19 protein-coding genes and 1 riboswitch are annotated in these 13,996 nt (G+C 63.3%); of the genes, 15 read left to right on the top strand and 4 right to left on the bottom strand.

Annotated features, from left to right (window positions below):
* Positions 1-41 precede the first annotated feature (41 nt).
* Positions 42-1,466: a sigma-54-dependent transcriptional regulator gene (locus H0274_RS06290; RefSeq protein ID WP_226794061.1), complete on the bottom strand. Its 1,425-nt coding sequence runs from the start codon at positions 1,464-1,466 to the stop codon at positions 42-44.
* Positions 1,467-1,685: 219 nt separating this feature from the next.
* Here H0274_RS06290 and H0274_RS06285 point away from each other — a divergent pair, with 219 nt between their 5' ends.
* The 9 genes from H0274_RS06285 to H0274_RS06245 all read left to right on the top strand — a co-directional run bounded on the left by H0274_RS06285 (position 1,686) and on the right by H0274_RS06245 (position 8,621).
* Complete coding sequence (locus H0274_RS06285) at positions 1,686-1,811, top strand: aa3-type cytochrome c oxidase subunit IV (RefSeq protein WP_226794060.1); 126 nt, start codon at positions 1,686-1,688, stop codon at positions 1,809-1,811.
* A 25-nt stretch (positions 1,812-1,836) separates the two neighbouring features.
* A complete protein-coding gene (locus tag H0274_RS06280) occupies positions 1,837-2,958 on the top strand; it encodes an NAD(P) transhydrogenase subunit alpha (protein WP_226794059.1) in 1,122 nt (373 codons plus the stop codon).
* A gap of 125 nt (positions 2,959-3,083) precedes the next feature.
* Positions 3,084-3,458, top strand: a complete 375-nt coding sequence (locus H0274_RS06275; protein WP_226794058.1) for an endonuclease domain-containing protein — start codon at positions 3,084-3,086, stop codon at positions 3,456-3,458.
* Positions 3,458-3,742: an NAD(P) transhydrogenase subunit alpha part 2 gene (locus tag H0274_RS06270; RefSeq protein WP_226794057.1), complete on the top strand. Its 285-nt coding sequence runs from the start codon at positions 3,458-3,460 to the stop codon at positions 3,740-3,742. The genes H0274_RS06275 and H0274_RS06270 overlap by 1 nt, the downstream gene beginning before the upstream one ends.
* The gene (locus H0274_RS06265; protein ID WP_226794056.1) at positions 3,742-5,223 is read left to right on the top strand and encodes an NAD(P)(+) transhydrogenase (Re/Si-specific) subunit beta; all 1,482 of its coding nucleotides are present in this window, start codon (positions 3,742-3,744) and stop codon (positions 5,221-5,223) included. Before H0274_RS06270 ends, H0274_RS06265 begins: the two co-directional genes overlap by 1 nt.
* Before the next feature lie 134 nt (positions 5,224-5,357).
* A complete protein-coding gene (locus tag H0274_RS06260; protein ID WP_226794055.1) occupies positions 5,358-6,053 on the top strand; it encodes an aspartate/glutamate racemase family protein in 696 nt (231 codons plus the stop codon).
* 59 nt (positions 6,054-6,112) lie between these two features.
* Positions 6,113-7,288: a deoxyguanosinetriphosphate triphosphohydrolase gene (locus tag H0274_RS06255; protein WP_226794054.1), complete on the top strand. Its 1,176-nt coding sequence runs from the start codon at positions 6,113-6,115 to the stop codon at positions 7,286-7,288.
* A gap of 23 nt (positions 7,289-7,311) precedes the next feature.
* Entirely contained in the window at positions 7,312-8,031 is a 720-nt protein-coding gene (locus H0274_RS06250; protein ID WP_226794053.1) for an NAD(P)H-binding protein, read from the top strand.
* Complete coding sequence (locus H0274_RS06245) at positions 8,028-8,621, top strand: DUF938 domain-containing protein (protein ID WP_226794052.1); 594 nt, start codon at positions 8,028-8,030, stop codon at positions 8,619-8,621. Before H0274_RS06250 ends, H0274_RS06245 begins: the two co-directional genes overlap by 4 nt.
* Positions 8,622-8,658: 37 nt before the next feature.
* Here the strand turns inward: H0274_RS06245 and H0274_RS06240 are convergent, their stop codons facing one another.
* Positions 8,659-8,793, bottom strand: a complete 135-nt coding sequence (locus tag H0274_RS06240) for an entericidin A/B family lipoprotein (protein ID WP_226794051.1) — start codon at positions 8,791-8,793, stop codon at positions 8,659-8,661.
* Between the two features lie 62 nt (positions 8,794-8,855).
* Positions 8,856-9,800 carry a DMT family transporter gene (locus H0274_RS06235; protein ID WP_226794050.1) on the bottom strand — a complete coding sequence of 315 codons (945 nt, stop codon included), beginning with the start codon at positions 9,798-9,800 and terminating at the stop codon, positions 8,856-8,858.
* 77 nt (positions 9,801-9,877) lie between these two features.
* Here H0274_RS06235 and H0274_RS06230 point away from each other — a divergent pair, with 77 nt between their 5' ends.
* The 6 genes from H0274_RS06230 to H0274_RS06205 all read left to right on the top strand — a co-directional run bounded on the left by H0274_RS06230 (position 9,878) and on the right by H0274_RS06205 (position 13,421).
* A complete protein-coding gene (locus H0274_RS06230; RefSeq protein WP_226794049.1) occupies positions 9,878-10,114 on the top strand; it encodes a hypothetical protein in 237 nt (78 codons plus the stop codon).
* A 41-nt stretch (positions 10,115-10,155) separates the two neighbouring features.
* A riboswitch (yybP-ykoY riboswitch) is annotated at positions 10,156-10,337 on the top strand.
* Positions 10,338-10,348: 11 nt separating this feature from the next.
* Positions 10,349-10,918, top strand: a complete 570-nt coding sequence (locus tag H0274_RS06225; protein WP_226794048.1) for a TMEM165/GDT1 family protein — start codon at positions 10,349-10,351, stop codon at positions 10,916-10,918.
* A 71-nt stretch (positions 10,919-10,989) separates the two neighbouring features.
* Positions 10,990-11,373 carry a hypothetical protein gene (locus H0274_RS06220; RefSeq protein WP_226794047.1) on the top strand — a complete coding sequence of 128 codons (384 nt, stop codon included), beginning with the start codon at positions 10,990-10,992 and terminating at the stop codon, positions 11,371-11,373.
* Positions 11,370-11,726, top strand: a complete 357-nt coding sequence (locus H0274_RS06215) for a c-type cytochrome (RefSeq protein ID WP_226794046.1) — start codon at positions 11,370-11,372, stop codon at positions 11,724-11,726. Before H0274_RS06220 ends, H0274_RS06215 begins: the two co-directional genes overlap by 4 nt.
* A 42-nt stretch (positions 11,727-11,768) precedes the next feature.
* Complete coding sequence (locus H0274_RS06210; RefSeq protein WP_413463465.1) at positions 11,769-12,770, top strand: zinc-dependent alcohol dehydrogenase family protein; 1,002 nt, start codon at positions 11,769-11,771, stop codon at positions 12,768-12,770.
* Positions 12,771-12,926: 156 nt separating this feature from the next.
* Entirely contained in the window at positions 12,927-13,421 is a 495-nt protein-coding gene (locus H0274_RS06205) for an Hsp20/alpha crystallin family protein (RefSeq protein WP_226794045.1), read from the top strand.
* Between the two features lie 6 nt (positions 13,422-13,427).
* Here the strand turns inward: H0274_RS06205 and H0274_RS06200 are convergent, their stop codons facing one another.
* A complete protein-coding gene (locus tag H0274_RS06200) occupies positions 13,428-13,943 on the bottom strand; it encodes a DUF3788 domain-containing protein (protein ID WP_226794044.1) in 516 nt (171 codons plus the stop codon).
* Positions 13,944-13,996 lie beyond the last annotated feature (53 nt).

Raw genomic sequence — 13,996 nt, 5'->3', positions numbered from 1 at the left:
GAGTTGGCCCATTCTTTTCCGCAAGGAGAAGGTGGGGCTGCTCAGGCAGCATCGTTATCGATCCCCAGATCGCTAAGCTTGCGATAAAGGGTGGAGCGGCCAATGCCCAGGCGGCGGGCGACTTCGGTCATCCGTCCGCGATAATGGCCGATGGCCAGGCGGATCACATCGGCCTCGATCTCTTCCAGCGGGCGCAGATTGCCGTCTTCGGTATAGAGCTGGACGCCCGCGCTTTCATGGGCATGCTTTTCGGGCATGTCGCGGATTTCGCCGATCAGCTCGAGCAGCTGGGGGAAATCTTCCGAAGTCAGGGCATCGCCATCGCAGAACACCGCCGCGCGGAACAGCACGGCCTGAAGCTGGCGGACGTTGCCCGGCCAGTCATAGGCGGAAAGCAGCGCCAGCGCGCCATCGGTGATGCCCAGCGGGCGCAGGCCCGGCTGTTCCCCGATACGACCCAGGAAATAGCGGGTGAGGCTGGGTATATCGCCTACCCGTTCGCGCAAGGGCGGCAGGACGATGCGGGTTGCCGCCAGCGCCTCGTAAAGGTCGCGGCGGAAGGCGCCTGCCTCGACCAGTTCGGAAAGCGGATAATTGCTTGCTGCGATCAGCCGGACATCGACACGGAAACTGTGCCGTGCGCCAACCGGGCGGATGGAACCCGCGGCGATGGATTCGGCCAGCCTTTCCTGCAGGGAAGAAGAGAGCCGGTCTACCTCGTCCAGCACGATGGTTCCCCCATCGCAATGCTGCAACGCGCCGATCTGGCGTTCGAAAGCGCCGGGGAAGGCGCCCTTTTCGTGCCCGAACAGCACGGATTCGACTGAATTGGCCGGAAGGCCGCCAATATTGACGATGCGGAACGGCGCGCGGGCGCGCGGGCTGGCGGCATACATGGCCCGCACCAGCATTTCCTTGCCGGTGCCGCTTTCGCCTTCGATCAGCACGAAGCCATGGCCGCGCGCAGCCTTGGCCGCCTTGGCCAGTGCCGCGCGGAAAGTGGGGGCCGCGCCGATCATGGAATCGAAATCGAGCGAGGCCGGCATCTTCTCGGTGAGCGGCTGCAGTTCATCCTTCGGCGCTTCGCGCGTGGTGGCGCTGCGCAGGGCCTGCATCAGCCGGTCCGGCGCGACGGGCTTCACCAGATAATCGGTCGCCCCGGCGCGCATGGCCTCCACCGCCAGTAGCGGGGATGCACTGGCCGTGAGCATCAGGATCGGCAAGGCGGGGCGGCGGTCCTTCAGTTCCGCGATCAGGGAACAGGCATCGTCACCCGGCACCCATTGATCCAGGATGATGGCGGAAAGCTGCATGCCCTCACGCGTGCCAAGCGTGGCGATGGCCGTTTCAGAATCCTTGACGACAAGCGTCCTCCAGCCCTCGCGCGCGGCAAGGGCCGAGATGAGCCGGCTCTGCGCTGGCTCATCGTCGATAAGCATCAAGAGTCGTTGTTCCGGCTCCGCCATGGTCCTCAACTGTCCCTAACTGGTACGGAATGTGGAATTACCCATCGCCGGTAAAGAGCTGATTAAGGCTAATCGACGGAATTATTCCCATTATGGTCCAGATCGTTTACTTCGGGCACGGCTGCCAGCGTGACACTTGAGCGCGGGCGCATTGGGCGCTAGATCACACTGGAACAGGATCGGGCACCATGGCCCGTGGCCACATTTCAGAGGGATATCATGGCTTCGGCAAATGACATGCAGGCAGCGCAAAAGACCTACGAAGGCTTTGTTTCGCTGGTGAAATATTCGACCCCGGTGGTCATCGCGATTACCGCGCTGGTGGTGATCCTGATCGCAAGCTGAGCGATTTCCAAGGGGGGAAGGGCCAATGCGGATCGCAATTCTCAAGGAGCGAGCCGCTGGTGAAACCCGCGTAGCGGCCACCCCCGAAACCGTCAGAAAATTCATCGCATTGGGCGCCACGCTCTCGGTCGAGGCCGGGGCGGGCGTTTCTGCGTCCATTTCCGATTCCGCCTTTGCCGAGGCCGGGGCGGCAATGGCCGCGCAGGGGCAGGCGGCGCAGGGCGCGGATATCGTGCTGGGCGTGCAAGGCCCCGATCCCGCAATGCTCGCTGGTGCGAAGCCGGGGGCATTGCTGGCCGCGATACTCGATCCCTTCGCGCAGCGGGAGCGGGTGGATGCCTATGCCTCGGCCGGCATAGAGGCGCTGGCGATGGAATTCATGCCGCGCATCACACGCGCGCAAAGCATGGACGTGCTTTCCAGCCAGTCCAACCTTTCCGGCTACAAGGCGGTGATTGCCGCCGCCGATACCTATGGCCGCGCCTTTCCCATGATGATGACGGCGGCGGGCACGATTACCGCCGCGCGCCTGTTCGTGATGGGCGTGGGCGTTGCCGGGCTGCAAGCCATTGCCACGGCCCGCAGGCTGGGCGCGCAGGTTTCCGCCACCGATGTCCGCTCCGCAACGAAGGAACAGATTGAGAGCCTCGGCGCAAAACCGGTCTTCGTCGAAAAGGTCGCCGGGATCGAGGGCGAGGGTGCGGGCGGCTATGCCACCGAAATGAGCGAGGAATATCAAAAGGCGCAGGCCGAACTGGTTTCCAGCCATATCGCCAAGCAGGACATTGTGATCACCACCGCGCTGATTCCGGGCCGCCCCGCGCCGCGTCTGGTCAGCGATGCCCAGATCGCCAGCATGAAGCCAGGGAGCGTGATCTTCGATCTGGCCGTGGCGCAAGGCGGCAATGTCGAAGGCTCCGTGGCTGACCAGCTGATCGAGCGGCACGGGGTGAAGATCATGGGCTATTCCAACACGCCCGCCCATCTCCCCGCCGACGCTTCCGCGCTATATGCGCGCAACCTCTATAATTTCCTCTCTGCTTTCTGGGACAAGGAGCAGGGCGGGCCGGTGCTCGATGAGGAGATCGGCAATGCCGTCCGGCTGACGCAAGGCGGCAGGATCGTGAATGAAAGGCTTTTGGGGTGACGGGTGGGGCGATCCCATCCTCCCCTGAAAGGGGATGGTGGAGGGGTGTCCTCCTCTCGCCAGCGGCAATACCCCTCCGTCAGTCGCCACGCGACTGCCACCTCCCCTGCCAGGGGAGGATCTGAATGCTGCAGGGCCCGAAGCCGACACAGAGCCGAGCCCGCAAGTTGCGCAAGGATATGTCTTTTCCGGAAGTATTGCTTTGGCAGCGGCTGAAGCGGCGGCTGGGCGGTGTCAAATTTCGCAGGCAGCACCCGGCAGGTCCGTATGTCCGGGATTTTTACTGCCACGAGTCGCGGCTGGCGGTCGAGATTGACGGGATCGCGCACGACATGGCCGATTGGCCCGCACGGGATGTACGACGGGACGAATATATAAAGGGGCTGGGGTTGCGGATGATACGCATCCCGGCGGAAAACGTGGTGCGGAACGCGGATGAAGCTGCAGAAGCTATTGTGAAGGCAGCGACATTCCCTCCCCGTGCCGGGGAGGCTGCCTAATGGACTTCATCTCTATCCTGTCGATCTTCGTGCTGGCCTGTTTCGTAGGCTATTACGTGGTCTGGTCCGTTACTCCGGCATTGCATACTCCGCTGATGGCGGTGACCAATGCGATCTCCTCCGTCATTATCGTCGGCGCGCTGATTGCGGCTGCTGCGGCGGGTAGTCCGGGCGCGAAATGGCTGGGGCTGCTGGCGGTGGTGCTGGCCAGCGTGAACATCTTCGGCGGCTTCGCGGTGACGGAGCGAATGCTGGCGATGTATAAGAAGAAGGAGCGGAAATAATGGTCGCTCCTTTCGAAAGCGCCGTGGAAATCCCTGCTGAAGCCTTCCCGCCCGAAGCAGCGGTCCATGCCGTGAACCCCTGGGTTGCCCTGGCCTATCTCATCGCGGGGATTTGTTTCATCCTTGCCCTGCGCGGGCTTAGCTCACCGGCCACGAGCCGGTCGGGCAACCGTTATGGCATGGCGGGGATGTTGATCGCGGTGGTGACCACGCTGGTCACGCATGAGATCGCCAGCCTGCCTGAAATCCTTGCGGCCATTGCCATCGGCGGGGCCATCGGCTTCGTAATCGCCCGGCGCATCGCCATGACAGCCATGCCGCAGCTCGTGGCCGCGTTCCACAGCCTCGTTGGCCTTGCCGCAGTGCTGGTGGCAGTCGCGGCGTTCCTCAATCCCGATGCCTTCGGCATTCTGGGGGCGGACGGGAATATCCTCACCGTCAGCCGCGTCGAGATGGCGCTGGGTGCGGCCATCGGGGCGATTACCTTCTCCGGCTCGGTCATCGCCTTCGCCAAATTGAACGGCAATATGTCGGGCTCGCCCATCCTGTTGCCGGGGCGGCATCTGATCAATCTGGGAACGCTGGCGGCGATCCTGGCCATGACGGCGGGTTTCGCTCTTTCCGCTCATGCCGGGCCGGGCGAGCACCCGATCTTCTGGGTGCTGCTGGCGGCGAGTTTTGCCATCGGCTTCCTGCTGATCATCCCCATTGGCGGGGCGGACATGCCGGTGGTCGTCTCCATGCTGAATTCCTATTCCGGCTGGGCGGCCGCCGCGATGGGCTTTACCCTGCACAATACCGCGATGATCGTAACCGGTGCGCTGGTCGGCTCCTCCGGCGCGATCCTGTCCTACATCATGTGCCGGGCGATGAACCGCAGCTTCCTCAGCGTGATCGCGGGGGGCTTCGGCGCGCAGGGCGGCGGGGGCGATGCGGGCGAGGCCAGGACGGAACGGCCCTGGAAGCGCGGCAGCGCGGAAGATGCGGCCTTCCTGCTCAAAGAGGCGGGTCAGGTCATCATCATCCCCGGCTATGGCATGGCGGTGGCGCAGGCTCAGCACGTTCTGCGCGAAATGGGTGACCTGTTGAAGGAACATGGGGTTACGGTGAAGTACGCCATTCACCCCGTGGCGGGCCGAATGCCCGGCCACATGAATGTTCTGCTGGCCGAAGCCAACGTTCCCTATGATGAAGTGTTCGAACTGGAGGACATCAACAGCGAGTTCGCCCAGACGGACGTGGCCTTCATCATCGGCGCCAATGACGTGGTGAATCCGGCAGCCCGGAACGACAGGAGCAGCCCGATCTACGGCATGCCCGTGTTCGATGTGGAGAAGGCCAAGACGATCTTCTTCATCAAGCGCAGCATGGGCGGGGTAGGCTACGCTGGCGTGGATAATGACGTTTTCTACATGGACCAGACAATGATGTTGCTGGGTGATGCGAAGAAGGTTGTCGAAGAGATCGTGAAGGCGCTCTAGCTGCCATTATCCCTGCATATTCGGCAAGGCGTGCCAGTCGCGCGATAACCAATCCCCATAAGGTTGGGCCCAGCCTGTTGCCGCCTCCCTCGCTGCGAATTATTCGGGCCGGATTGCAATCAAGGGAATCGTTAGTGCGCAAACTCGGCCTTATCGGCGGGATGAGCTGGGTTTCGACCCGCACCTATTATGATCGTATCAATCGTTATGTGCAGGCGCGGGCTCCGTTTCCTGCCAGTGCGCCATTGTTGATCGAAAGTCTGGACTTCTCGCTCGTCTATCGGGTGACGGAGGATCAGGGCTGGGAAGAAGCCGCCCAGATATTGATCGCATCAGCCCGCAGGCTGGAACAGGCGGGTGCAGGCGCGCTGGCGATTTGCGCCAATTCCATGCACAAAGTGTATGATGAAGTAGCCGCCTCCGTCGATATTCCGATCTTCCACATCGCCGAATGCGTGGGGGAAAAGATGAAGGCTGATGGCGTGACCACCGCTGCCCTGTTCGGCACGCGCAACGTCACCACTGAAAGCTTCTATCGCAAGCGTCTGGTGGCGCATGGTGTTGACCTGCTGCCGCCTGACATGGACCATGTCGAGCAGCTGGACCGGATCATCTATGACGAGCTGATGCAGGGCAAGGTTACCCGGGATGCCGAACGCAAGCTGAAGACGATGATCACGGTGAAGGAACAGGCGGGCGCCCGGGCGATCGTGCTGGCCTGTACCGAGCTGGACATGGTGGTGGATGTGGATGCCAATGTCCTGCCGATCTATGACAGCCTGCGGATTCACGCTGAAAAAGCGGCGGAATGGATTCTGGGCGCGGAGTAGTGCCGGGAAATGCGGCTTCGCTTGCCATTGCGGCTCGGCTTTCCTAACCCCGCCAGCACATGACCGGAACCAGCATCCCCCGCGCGCCTTTTGCGAGCGACCCGTTCCGTTCGCGCGGGCGTGAATTCGCGGAAGAACGCGCCGGCGCGCGCGGACCCCGCAATGAATTCCAGCGCGACCGGGACCGGATCGTCCATTCCATCGCCTTCCGGCGCCTGCGCCACAAGACGCAGGTGTTCATTTCGCCCGATGGCGATCATTACCGGGTGCGGCTGACGCATAGTCTGGAAGTAGCGCAGATCGGTCGCGTCATTGCCCGTGCGCTTGGCCTGGACGAAGATCTGACCGAGGCGCTGTGCCTGGCCCACGATATAGGCCATCCGCCATTCGGCCATGCGGGCGAGGATGCGCTGGACGCCGCGATGGAACCCTTTGGCGGCTTCGATCATAACGCCCAGTCCCTGCGCACGCTGATGCGGCTGGAAAGCCCCTATTGCGGGCATGACGGGTTGAACCTGACTTGGGAAACGCTGGAAGGACTGGCGAAGCATAATGGGCCGGTAACCGCGCCCGGCTGGGCCATGGAGGAAATCGATGCGGCTTTCCCGCTCGATCTGCTGACCTGGCCCTCGCTGGAGGCGCAGGTCGCCGCTCTGGCGGACGATATCGCCTATGACAATCACGACATCGACGATGGCCTGCGGGCCGGCTTCCTGAAGCTGGACGATCTGCTGGAGCTGGATTTTCTGGCCGATCAATGGGGCGCTGTGGAGCGCCGTTTCCCCGGCGCCCCGCGTGACCGGCAATTGCGCGAAATGGTTCGCACCCAGATCGGCCTGATGGTGAACGATCTGCTGGACCAGACCCGCGCCAATCTGGATGGCATCGGCAGCGTGGAAGAAGTCCGCGCAGCGGGCAGGGCGCTGGTGGCCTTCTCCCCCGATCTGGCGGGCAAGGAGCGGCGGCTGAAAAAGTTCATGTATCAGCGGCTCTATTACCACCCCGAACAGCTCGCCACGGCAGAGCGTTCGCGCGAGGTGATCACTCGCCTGTTCGCCGCCTATTCCGAGAAACCCGATCTGCTGGCAGAGGGTTGGCGCGAGGCACTGCCGCAGCAGGAGCCCCAGCGCAGCCGCCATATTGCGGATTTCATCGCGGGCATGACCGATCGCTATGCCATCGATCAATATGCCCGGATTTTCGGCAATGTGCCTGAAGGCCTGTCCAATGTGTGACGGGGCACCGGTGTCAACGGCCCATGGCTGATCCGGTGAACCTGACCCTCGTCGGCGCGACTGGCCTTGTCGGCCGCGCGGTGATGGAAGAAATGGTGGGGCGGCCCGATTTCCGCTTCACCGCCATTGCCCGCCGCGAAGTGCCCTTGCCAAAGGGCGCGCGGATGGAAATGCGCCTCGCCCCGGTCGATCTGTGGGACGATGTGCTGCGGGAAATCCGGCCGGAAATAGTCGTCTGCGCTCTGGGCACCACCTGGCGCAAAGCCGGGCGGGATGAGGAAGCCTTCCGCGCGGTGGATGAAGCATTGGTGCTGAAAGTTGCCGCCACCGCAAAGGAAGCGGGCGCGCGGCACTTCATCACGGTTTCTTCCGCAGGGGCGAATTCGGCCGGGCGCAACTTCTACCTCCGGGTGAAGGGCGAGACAGAGAATGCGCTTGGCCGGATGCAGTTCAGGCGGCTGGATATTTTGCAGCCCGGCATGCTGCTCGGCACGCGGCAGGGCGATCTGCGGCTGGCTGAGGGGCTGACTCGGCTGGCGAGCCTGCTGGTCGATCTGGCGCTGCGGGGATCGTGGCGCAAGTTTCACTCCATCTCCGCTCAGCGCCTGGCACAGGCGATTGTCGCTCTTGCGCGGGAAAAAGCCGCCGGGCGCTTCTTCCATGATCATGACAGCCTGATGCGCGCTGCACACCGGCTGGAAGTGAAGGACCGTCAGGAACAGATCGGAAGGAAGGCGGCATGAAGCAGACCGCGCCCGCAGCCGCCCGCAATCGTGAACCCATTGCACAGGTGCTGGTGGAAGAATTGCCGCGGAGCGGGCTGGTGCTGGAAATCGCAGCAGGCACGGGCGAACATGCAGTTCATTTCGCTGCGGCATTCCCGGCCCTGCAATGGCAACCGACCGATCCGGACCCGTCCGCATTGCAATCCATCGCCGCTTGGCGGGAGGAAGAAGGCCTGCCGAACCTGCGCGCGCCGCTGGCGCTGGATGCTGCCTCTGGCGACTGGCCCGTCAGTACCGCCGATGCCATGGTGTGCATCAACATGATCCACATCAGCCCATGGGCCTCGGCCGAAGGACTGTTTGCGGGCGCGGAGCGGCTGCTGGCGCAGGGCGCCCCGCTGGTGCTCTATGGGCCCTATCTGGAGGATGCAGTGGAAACCGTGCCTTCCAACCTGGCCTTCGACCAGTGGCTGAAGGAAAAGGATTCCCGCTTCGGCATTCGCCGGATCGAGGATGTGGACGCGCTGGCCGGGCGGCATGGCTTCACTCGCACGAGGCGCGTGGAAATGCCTGCCAACAATCTGATGCTGACCTATCGAAAAGGGTGAACCGGTGCACCGTGGGGCAGCGCCGGTTGCTGCCGGGTTACTTGTTAATCGCCTCCTCACCCGTCTGGCCGACGGATTCGATGTCGCGCCCCAGACCCTTCACCGTGTTACAGGCCGAAGCGGTCAGCGCGATGGCGGCAAGGCCGGCGGCGATAACCATTTTGCGAAGCATGGGTAGTTTCCCTGAATGTTGATGCCGAATCCTATCGCTCCGGCAGGATTGACGGAAGATGACTAAAGTGCGGCTTCCTTTTCGGCCAGCCGTGCCTCTTCCAGCCTTCTGCGGTGCAGATGATGCTCTCGCCAGGCGATTACCAGCCCTGCGGCGATGATCATCGGTGCGCCCAGCCAGGTGGCAGTGGGCGGCAATTGATCCCAGATCAGCCAGCCATACAAGGTCGCCCAGATGAGCGAGGAATAATCCATCACGATCACGCTGGCCACCGCGCCATAACGCAGGGCAGCGGTCAGCAGCAGCTGCCCCACTGTGCCGACCACCCCGATGCCCGCCAGCAAGGCCCATGTCGTTGAGTCATGCGCCTTGCCCACGAAAGGCAGGAACAGGGCCGCAACCGGAGTGCTGAAGGCGGCGAACCAGAATACGATGGTCAGCGGCTTTTCGGTTCGGTTGAGGTCGGCCACCTGGATGGAGATCAGCGCGATCATGAAGGCCGCGCCCAGCGCCACGGCGGCGCCCAGGGGCTGGATATGTCCGCTGCCGGGCTGCGCGATCACAATCACGCCGATAAAGCCCAACGCCACGGCTGCGGAGCGATAAATGCCCACCTTCTCTTTCAGCAGGACCACAGAAAGGATCACCGCGAAGATCGGCGCGGTAAAGCCAAAGGTTGTCGCTTCCGCCAGCGGCAGCATGATGAAGGCGCTGAAATTCAGAACCATGCCGATCGTGCCGTAAATCCCCCGCACGGCATGGGTCTTTGGCCGATGAGTCTTGAGCTGGGCCAGACTGCCGGTCATCATCACCCAGGCCAGAATCATGGGAATGGTCAGCCCCTGCCGCCAGAACATGATTTCCGCCAGATGCACGCCATGCGCCGAAGCGAGTTTTACCAGCGCGGTCATGGTGGAAATCGCCGCAATCGCCCCCAGCCTGATGAGCAGGGCCAGAAGCGGGCGATGCTGCGGCGGGGATGCGGGGCTGGTGGGGGCGGAGGGCATGTCCCTTCGCCTTAGCCGCACTGGGCTGCCGATCAAGCCCGCCGGCATCTCTTGCCCCGGCGGGGCGGCTCACCCATATGGCGCGCACCATGCTGCACGAGCCCGATGCCCTGCGATTTGCGAGCGATTCCACGCTGATGCTCTTATGGGGCGGGGCGCTGCTGGCGCTGGCGGGGTTGACCATGTGGGCAGATATCCGCCGCACCAAACGCAAACATATCGACAAGGTCGGCTGGATGCCCTGGACCAAGCTGTTCTTCGTCTTCGCGCTGGTGGGGATCACGCTGATCGGGCTGGCCCTGAAGGGCGGGTAGGGCGGCACCCTCTTGCCAATTCCCTCCACCCGCTGTAACCGCGCCCCGTCATCTGGGGAGTAGCCAGCCGCCGAGAGGCGGGCCTGCATGTCAACATACTTGGTCGAGAGGCCATGGTGTGCAGGGAACGGAACCACCGTTCGGGCGAGACCAATGGCACCGTTCCTTCGCTCGGCCGGGCGGAGGGAGTGGTGCTGTTGCTGTCTTGCATGCGCCCGGCCCCGGAGTTCTGCCTTGGAAGCCCTGATCACATCCACTGCCGTGGTCGCTCTTGCCGAGATCGGCGACAAGACCCAGCTGCTCGCCATCGTGCTGGCTACCCGCTTCAGGCGGCCCGTGCCGATCATCATGGGCATTCTGGTGGCTACCCTTGCCAACCATTTCCTTGCCGCGCTCATCGGCGGGCAGGTCGCCTCGCTGCTCGACGGACAGTGGTTCCGCTATGTCATCGCCGCCTCCTTCATCGCCATGGCCGCCTGGACGCTGGTGCCCGACAAGCTGGACGATGCGGAACAGAAGCCCCCGCGTTTCGGGGCGTTCCTTTCCACCACCATCGCCTTCTTCCTGGTGGAAATGGGCGACAAGACTCAGGTGGCCACCATTGCGCTGGGTGCGCAATATCAGAACGCGATCCTCGTCACCCTGGGCACTACCCTTGGCATGATGATCGCCAATGTTCCGGCGGTGCTTCTGGGCAATCAGCTGATCAAGCGCATTCCGCTGGCCACCGTGCGCATGGTCGCCGCGCTGCTGTTCCTGGTGATCGGCCTGTGGCTGCTGCTGCAGACGGCGGGCATGCTGTAATGGGCAGCGCTTCATCGGGCGGACAGGAGGGGGGCTTTATGCCCCCCGCTGGAACGAGAAAGAATATGCCCATGAAATCACTCGCCCTTGCCAGCCTCTCGGCACTTGCCGCTCCCTTCGGCGTCTCCGCGGCGGAACCAGCGGAGGAGCGCGCGGCGTGGCGCTGCAAGGTGGAGGCGATCCGCAATGTCAGCACGGCGGAAAATCTGCCTGTTGCCCAACCTTTGCGCGTTTTCGCCGCTGGCAATCTTGAGGAACGGGACGGCAGGCTGGTGCTGGAGGAAGTGGTGAGCGACGAGCATAGCGAGAGCCTCGTCATGCATTCCATCGATCCCGGCACCGGCCGCTATGAGGCGGTTGTCATGCGGACCGACCATGCGATGGGCGAGCAATATCAGATCGAATCCGCCGGATCCTGCGAGCGGCTGGCGAGTGAAGGGGAGGGCGCCGAATGAAGGCGCTGCCCTTTGCTCTGATTGCCGCAGCCTTCGCCTTGAGCGGGATGGCGCCTGCCGAGGCTCCCCCGCTGGATGAAGGCCGCCAGCTGTTTCGCGAGACGGGGTGCAACCAGTGCCATGCGCTGGTCGATGCCGGATCGGCGGCCAGCTATGCCCCTCCGCTCGATCCTGCCCCCCATCTGACGCGGGAACTGGTGCTGGACCGGCTGCACAACGGGCGCGGCGATATGCCCAGTTTCACCGGTATCCTAACGGATGAGCAAATCTCCACATTGGCGGATTATATCGGCCGTGGCGGGGCGCCTGCCGGGCATGGCGGAGCGGATAAGGCTGGCGTGGCGGGTAATTGATCGGGCATGATCGGCGCCTGACCTAAGGAGTGCCCTCTCCCGATGATGACAACCGTGCCGATGATGACCGCCATGCAGATCGATGCGCCGGGCCATCCGCCGCACCGGGTGGAGCGTCCGGTGCCGAGCCCCGGCCCGGGGGAATTGCTGGTGACGGTTTCCGCCTGCGGTGTGTGCCGCACGGATTTGCACGTCCTCGATGGCGAGGTGGAGGCGCATTATCCCATCGTGCCCGGTCACGAGATCGTGGGCCGCGTGGCGCAATTGGGGGAAGGGGTGGCGGGGTTCACCCTCGGTCAGCGTGTTGGCATTCCCTGGCTGGGCCATGCCTGCGGAACCTGCCCCTATTGCCGCGCGGGCAAGGAAAACCTCTGCGATAATCCGCTGTTTACAGGGGCCACCCGCGATGGCGGCTATGCCACTCATGTGGTGGCCGATGCGCATTTCTGCTTTGCCCTGCCGGATCGCTTTTCCGATGTGGAGGCTGCCCCGCTGCTCTGCGCCGGGCTGATCGGCTGGCGTGCCTTGCGTATGGCGGGCGATGCCCCGGTCATCGGGCTCTATGGCTTTGGCGCAGCGGCCCATATTCTGGCCCAGATTGCGCTGTGGCAGGGGCGCATTGTCTATGCCTTTACTCGCCCGGAGGACGAGCAGAGCCGCGCCTTCGCCCGCTCGCTCGGCTGCCAATGGGCGGGCTCCACCATTGAGGCCCCGCCGCAGGAAATGGACGCGGCGCTGATCTTCGCCCCCGCCGGTGAACTGGTCCCGCTTGCCCTCAAATCCGTGCGCAAGGGTGGGCGCGTGGTCTGCGCGGGTATTCATATGAGCGACATCCCCTCCTTCCCCTATGCCGATCTTTGGGGGGAGCGGGAGATACTTTCCGTGGCCAATCTCACGCGCGAAGACGGGACGAGTTTCTTCGAGATAGCCGAAAAGGCCGGGCTGCATGTCGCGACGGAGGTTCATCCACTGGAAGATGCCGCGGCGGCGCTGGAGAAACTGCGCGCGGGGGCATTGCAGGGCGCGGCGGTGCTGGTGCCCTGATCTTACGCATTTGGCCGGGTTGGCCGGGTCTTGAACCGCGCAAGGTCGATACCAGATCGTGCTGTGCCGTCCGCTTGACGGCGATCAATGCATCGCAAATGATGCAGGACAATATACGCACCGAAAAATACCAGGCATTGAGGAAGGAGCTAAGCAATGGCTGAATTTCGTTCTCTCATCCCCTTCGGACGCGGCGCGTTGGCGCGTGGTTACGATCCGTTTTCGGGCCTCCGACAGGACATGGATCGTCTGTTCGAAGATTTTGGACGCGGCCTGCCCGCCATTTTCTCAAGCGACAAGGACGGGTTTGTCATACCCAAGGTGGACGTCGCGGAAACCGAAACCGGCCTTGAGCTGACGGCCGAGCTTCCCGGCTTCGATGAAAAGGACGTTACGCTCGATATCCAGGACGGCGTCCTGACCATCAAGGCAGAGCACAAGACCGAACACGAGGAAAAGGACGAGAAGAAGCATTATCACCTCGTCGAGCGCAGCAAGGGCACGTTCCTGCGGCGCTTTACCCTGCCGTTCGAGGCTGACGAGAGCAAGGCAGCCGCGCATCTCGACAAGGGGCTGCTGAAGGTGACTGTCCCGCGCCTCGCGCCCACCGAGAAGAAGGCGACCTCGATCCCGGTGAACGGGGCAAAGTGATATTTCTCAAGGCAAGGTTTTGTCCCCCTCTCCCGCTGGCGGGGGAGGGGCCGCATTGGCGGGCTGACCGACCATTCCCTTTGGAGGGCGTTTCAGCGCGAGCAGCGAGGTAACGTCCCGCAAGTCTTCGGCGGACATGATGTCCACCTTGAGCCATTTGCCGTCGCGGAAGGTCTCGGTTTCGTCGAACAGGCGTGAGAGCCGGGCGCTGAAGCTGCTCCGCTGCGTCTCGAACTTTTCTCGCTCTGCCTCTCCCAACACGATGACGGCGGCAACCGAGCCATATTCGGGCAACAGCGTGCAGAATGCCCTGGATTTCCTGTAGCGCAGCGCCCAGCCGTGCTTCTTGCCGCCATAGATCCAGTCCGGGCTGAAGGTGCCGGGATAGGTCTGCGCAATCCATGCGCGCAGGGCAGCCCAATGGGCGAAAGCATCCGCCCCGATCCAGTCGCGGACTGTTTCGTCATCCGGCACTGAGGCCTTGTCGGTAAGCCTGTCTCCTGTTCGGGGTGCGGTGGCCATGCCCTGTCTCCTGGCGTCGGTTCGCCGCAGAGGAGGCGCTGGCGGGCAGGGCT

The organism is Fulverythrobacter ferritrahens (genome assembly GCF_020539485.1).
GTDB lineage: Bacteria > Pseudomonadota > Alphaproteobacteria > Sphingomonadales > Sphingomonadaceae > Andeanibacterium > Andeanibacterium ferritrahens.
The sequence above is the reverse complement of the archived record's forward strand: the minus strand, read 5'-3'. Positions and strand labels throughout refer to the sequence as shown.

What these genes read in the sequence shown, in the direction of transcription:
- H0274_RS06290 (WP_226794061.1), bottom strand. Translation starts at nt 1,466, where the DNA reads ATGGCGGAGCCGGAACAACGACTCTTGATGCTTATCGACGATGAGCCA.
- H0274_RS06285 (WP_226794060.1), top strand. Translation starts at nt 1,686, where the DNA reads ATGGCTTCGGCAAATGACATGCAGGCAGCGCAAAAGACCTACGAAGGC.
- H0274_RS06280 (WP_226794059.1), top strand. Translation starts at nt 1,837, where the DNA reads ATGCGGATCGCAATTCTCAAGGAGCGAGCCGCTGGTGAAACCCGCGTA.
- H0274_RS06275 (WP_226794058.1), top strand. Translation starts at nt 3,084, where the DNA reads ATGCTGCAGGGCCCGAAGCCGACACAGAGCCGAGCCCGCAAGTTGCGC.
- H0274_RS06270 (WP_226794057.1), top strand. Translation starts at nt 3,458, where the DNA reads ATGGACTTCATCTCTATCCTGTCGATCTTCGTGCTGGCCTGTTTCGTA.
- H0274_RS06265 (WP_226794056.1), top strand. Translation starts at nt 3,742, where the DNA reads ATGGTCGCTCCTTTCGAAAGCGCCGTGGAAATCCCTGCTGAAGCCTTC.
- H0274_RS06255 (WP_226794054.1), top strand. Translation starts at nt 6,113, where the DNA reads ATGACCGGAACCAGCATCCCCCGCGCGCCTTTTGCGAGCGACCCGTTC.
- H0274_RS06250 (WP_226794053.1), top strand. Translation starts at nt 7,312, where the DNA reads ATGGCTGATCCGGTGAACCTGACCCTCGTCGGCGCGACTGGCCTTGTC.
- H0274_RS06245 (WP_226794052.1), top strand. Translation starts at nt 8,028, where the DNA reads ATGAAGCAGACCGCGCCCGCAGCCGCCCGCAATCGTGAACCCATTGCA.
- H0274_RS06240 (WP_226794051.1), bottom strand. Translation starts at nt 8,793, where the DNA reads ATGCTTCGCAAAATGGTTATCGCCGCCGGCCTTGCCGCCATCGCGCTG.
- H0274_RS06235 (WP_226794050.1), bottom strand. Translation starts at nt 9,800, where the DNA reads ATGCCCTCCGCCCCCACCAGCCCCGCATCCCCGCCGCAGCATCGCCCG.
- H0274_RS06230 (WP_226794049.1), top strand. Translation starts at nt 9,878, where the DNA reads ATGGCGCGCACCATGCTGCACGAGCCCGATGCCCTGCGATTTGCGAGC.
- H0274_RS06220 (WP_226794047.1), top strand. Translation starts at nt 10,990, where the DNA reads ATGAAATCACTCGCCCTTGCCAGCCTCTCGGCACTTGCCGCTCCCTTC.
- H0274_RS06215 (WP_226794046.1), top strand. Translation starts at nt 11,370, where the DNA reads ATGAAGGCGCTGCCCTTTGCTCTGATTGCCGCAGCCTTCGCCTTGAGC.
- H0274_RS06210 (WP_413463465.1), top strand. Translation starts at nt 11,769, where the DNA reads ATGATGACAACCGTGCCGATGATGACCGCCATGCAGATCGATGCGCCG.
- H0274_RS06205 (WP_226794045.1), top strand. Translation starts at nt 12,927, where the DNA reads ATGGCTGAATTTCGTTCTCTCATCCCCTTCGGACGCGGCGCGTTGGCG.
- H0274_RS06200 (WP_226794044.1), bottom strand. Translation starts at nt 13,943, where the DNA reads ATGGCCACCGCACCCCGAACAGGAGACAGGCTTACCGACAAGGCCTCA.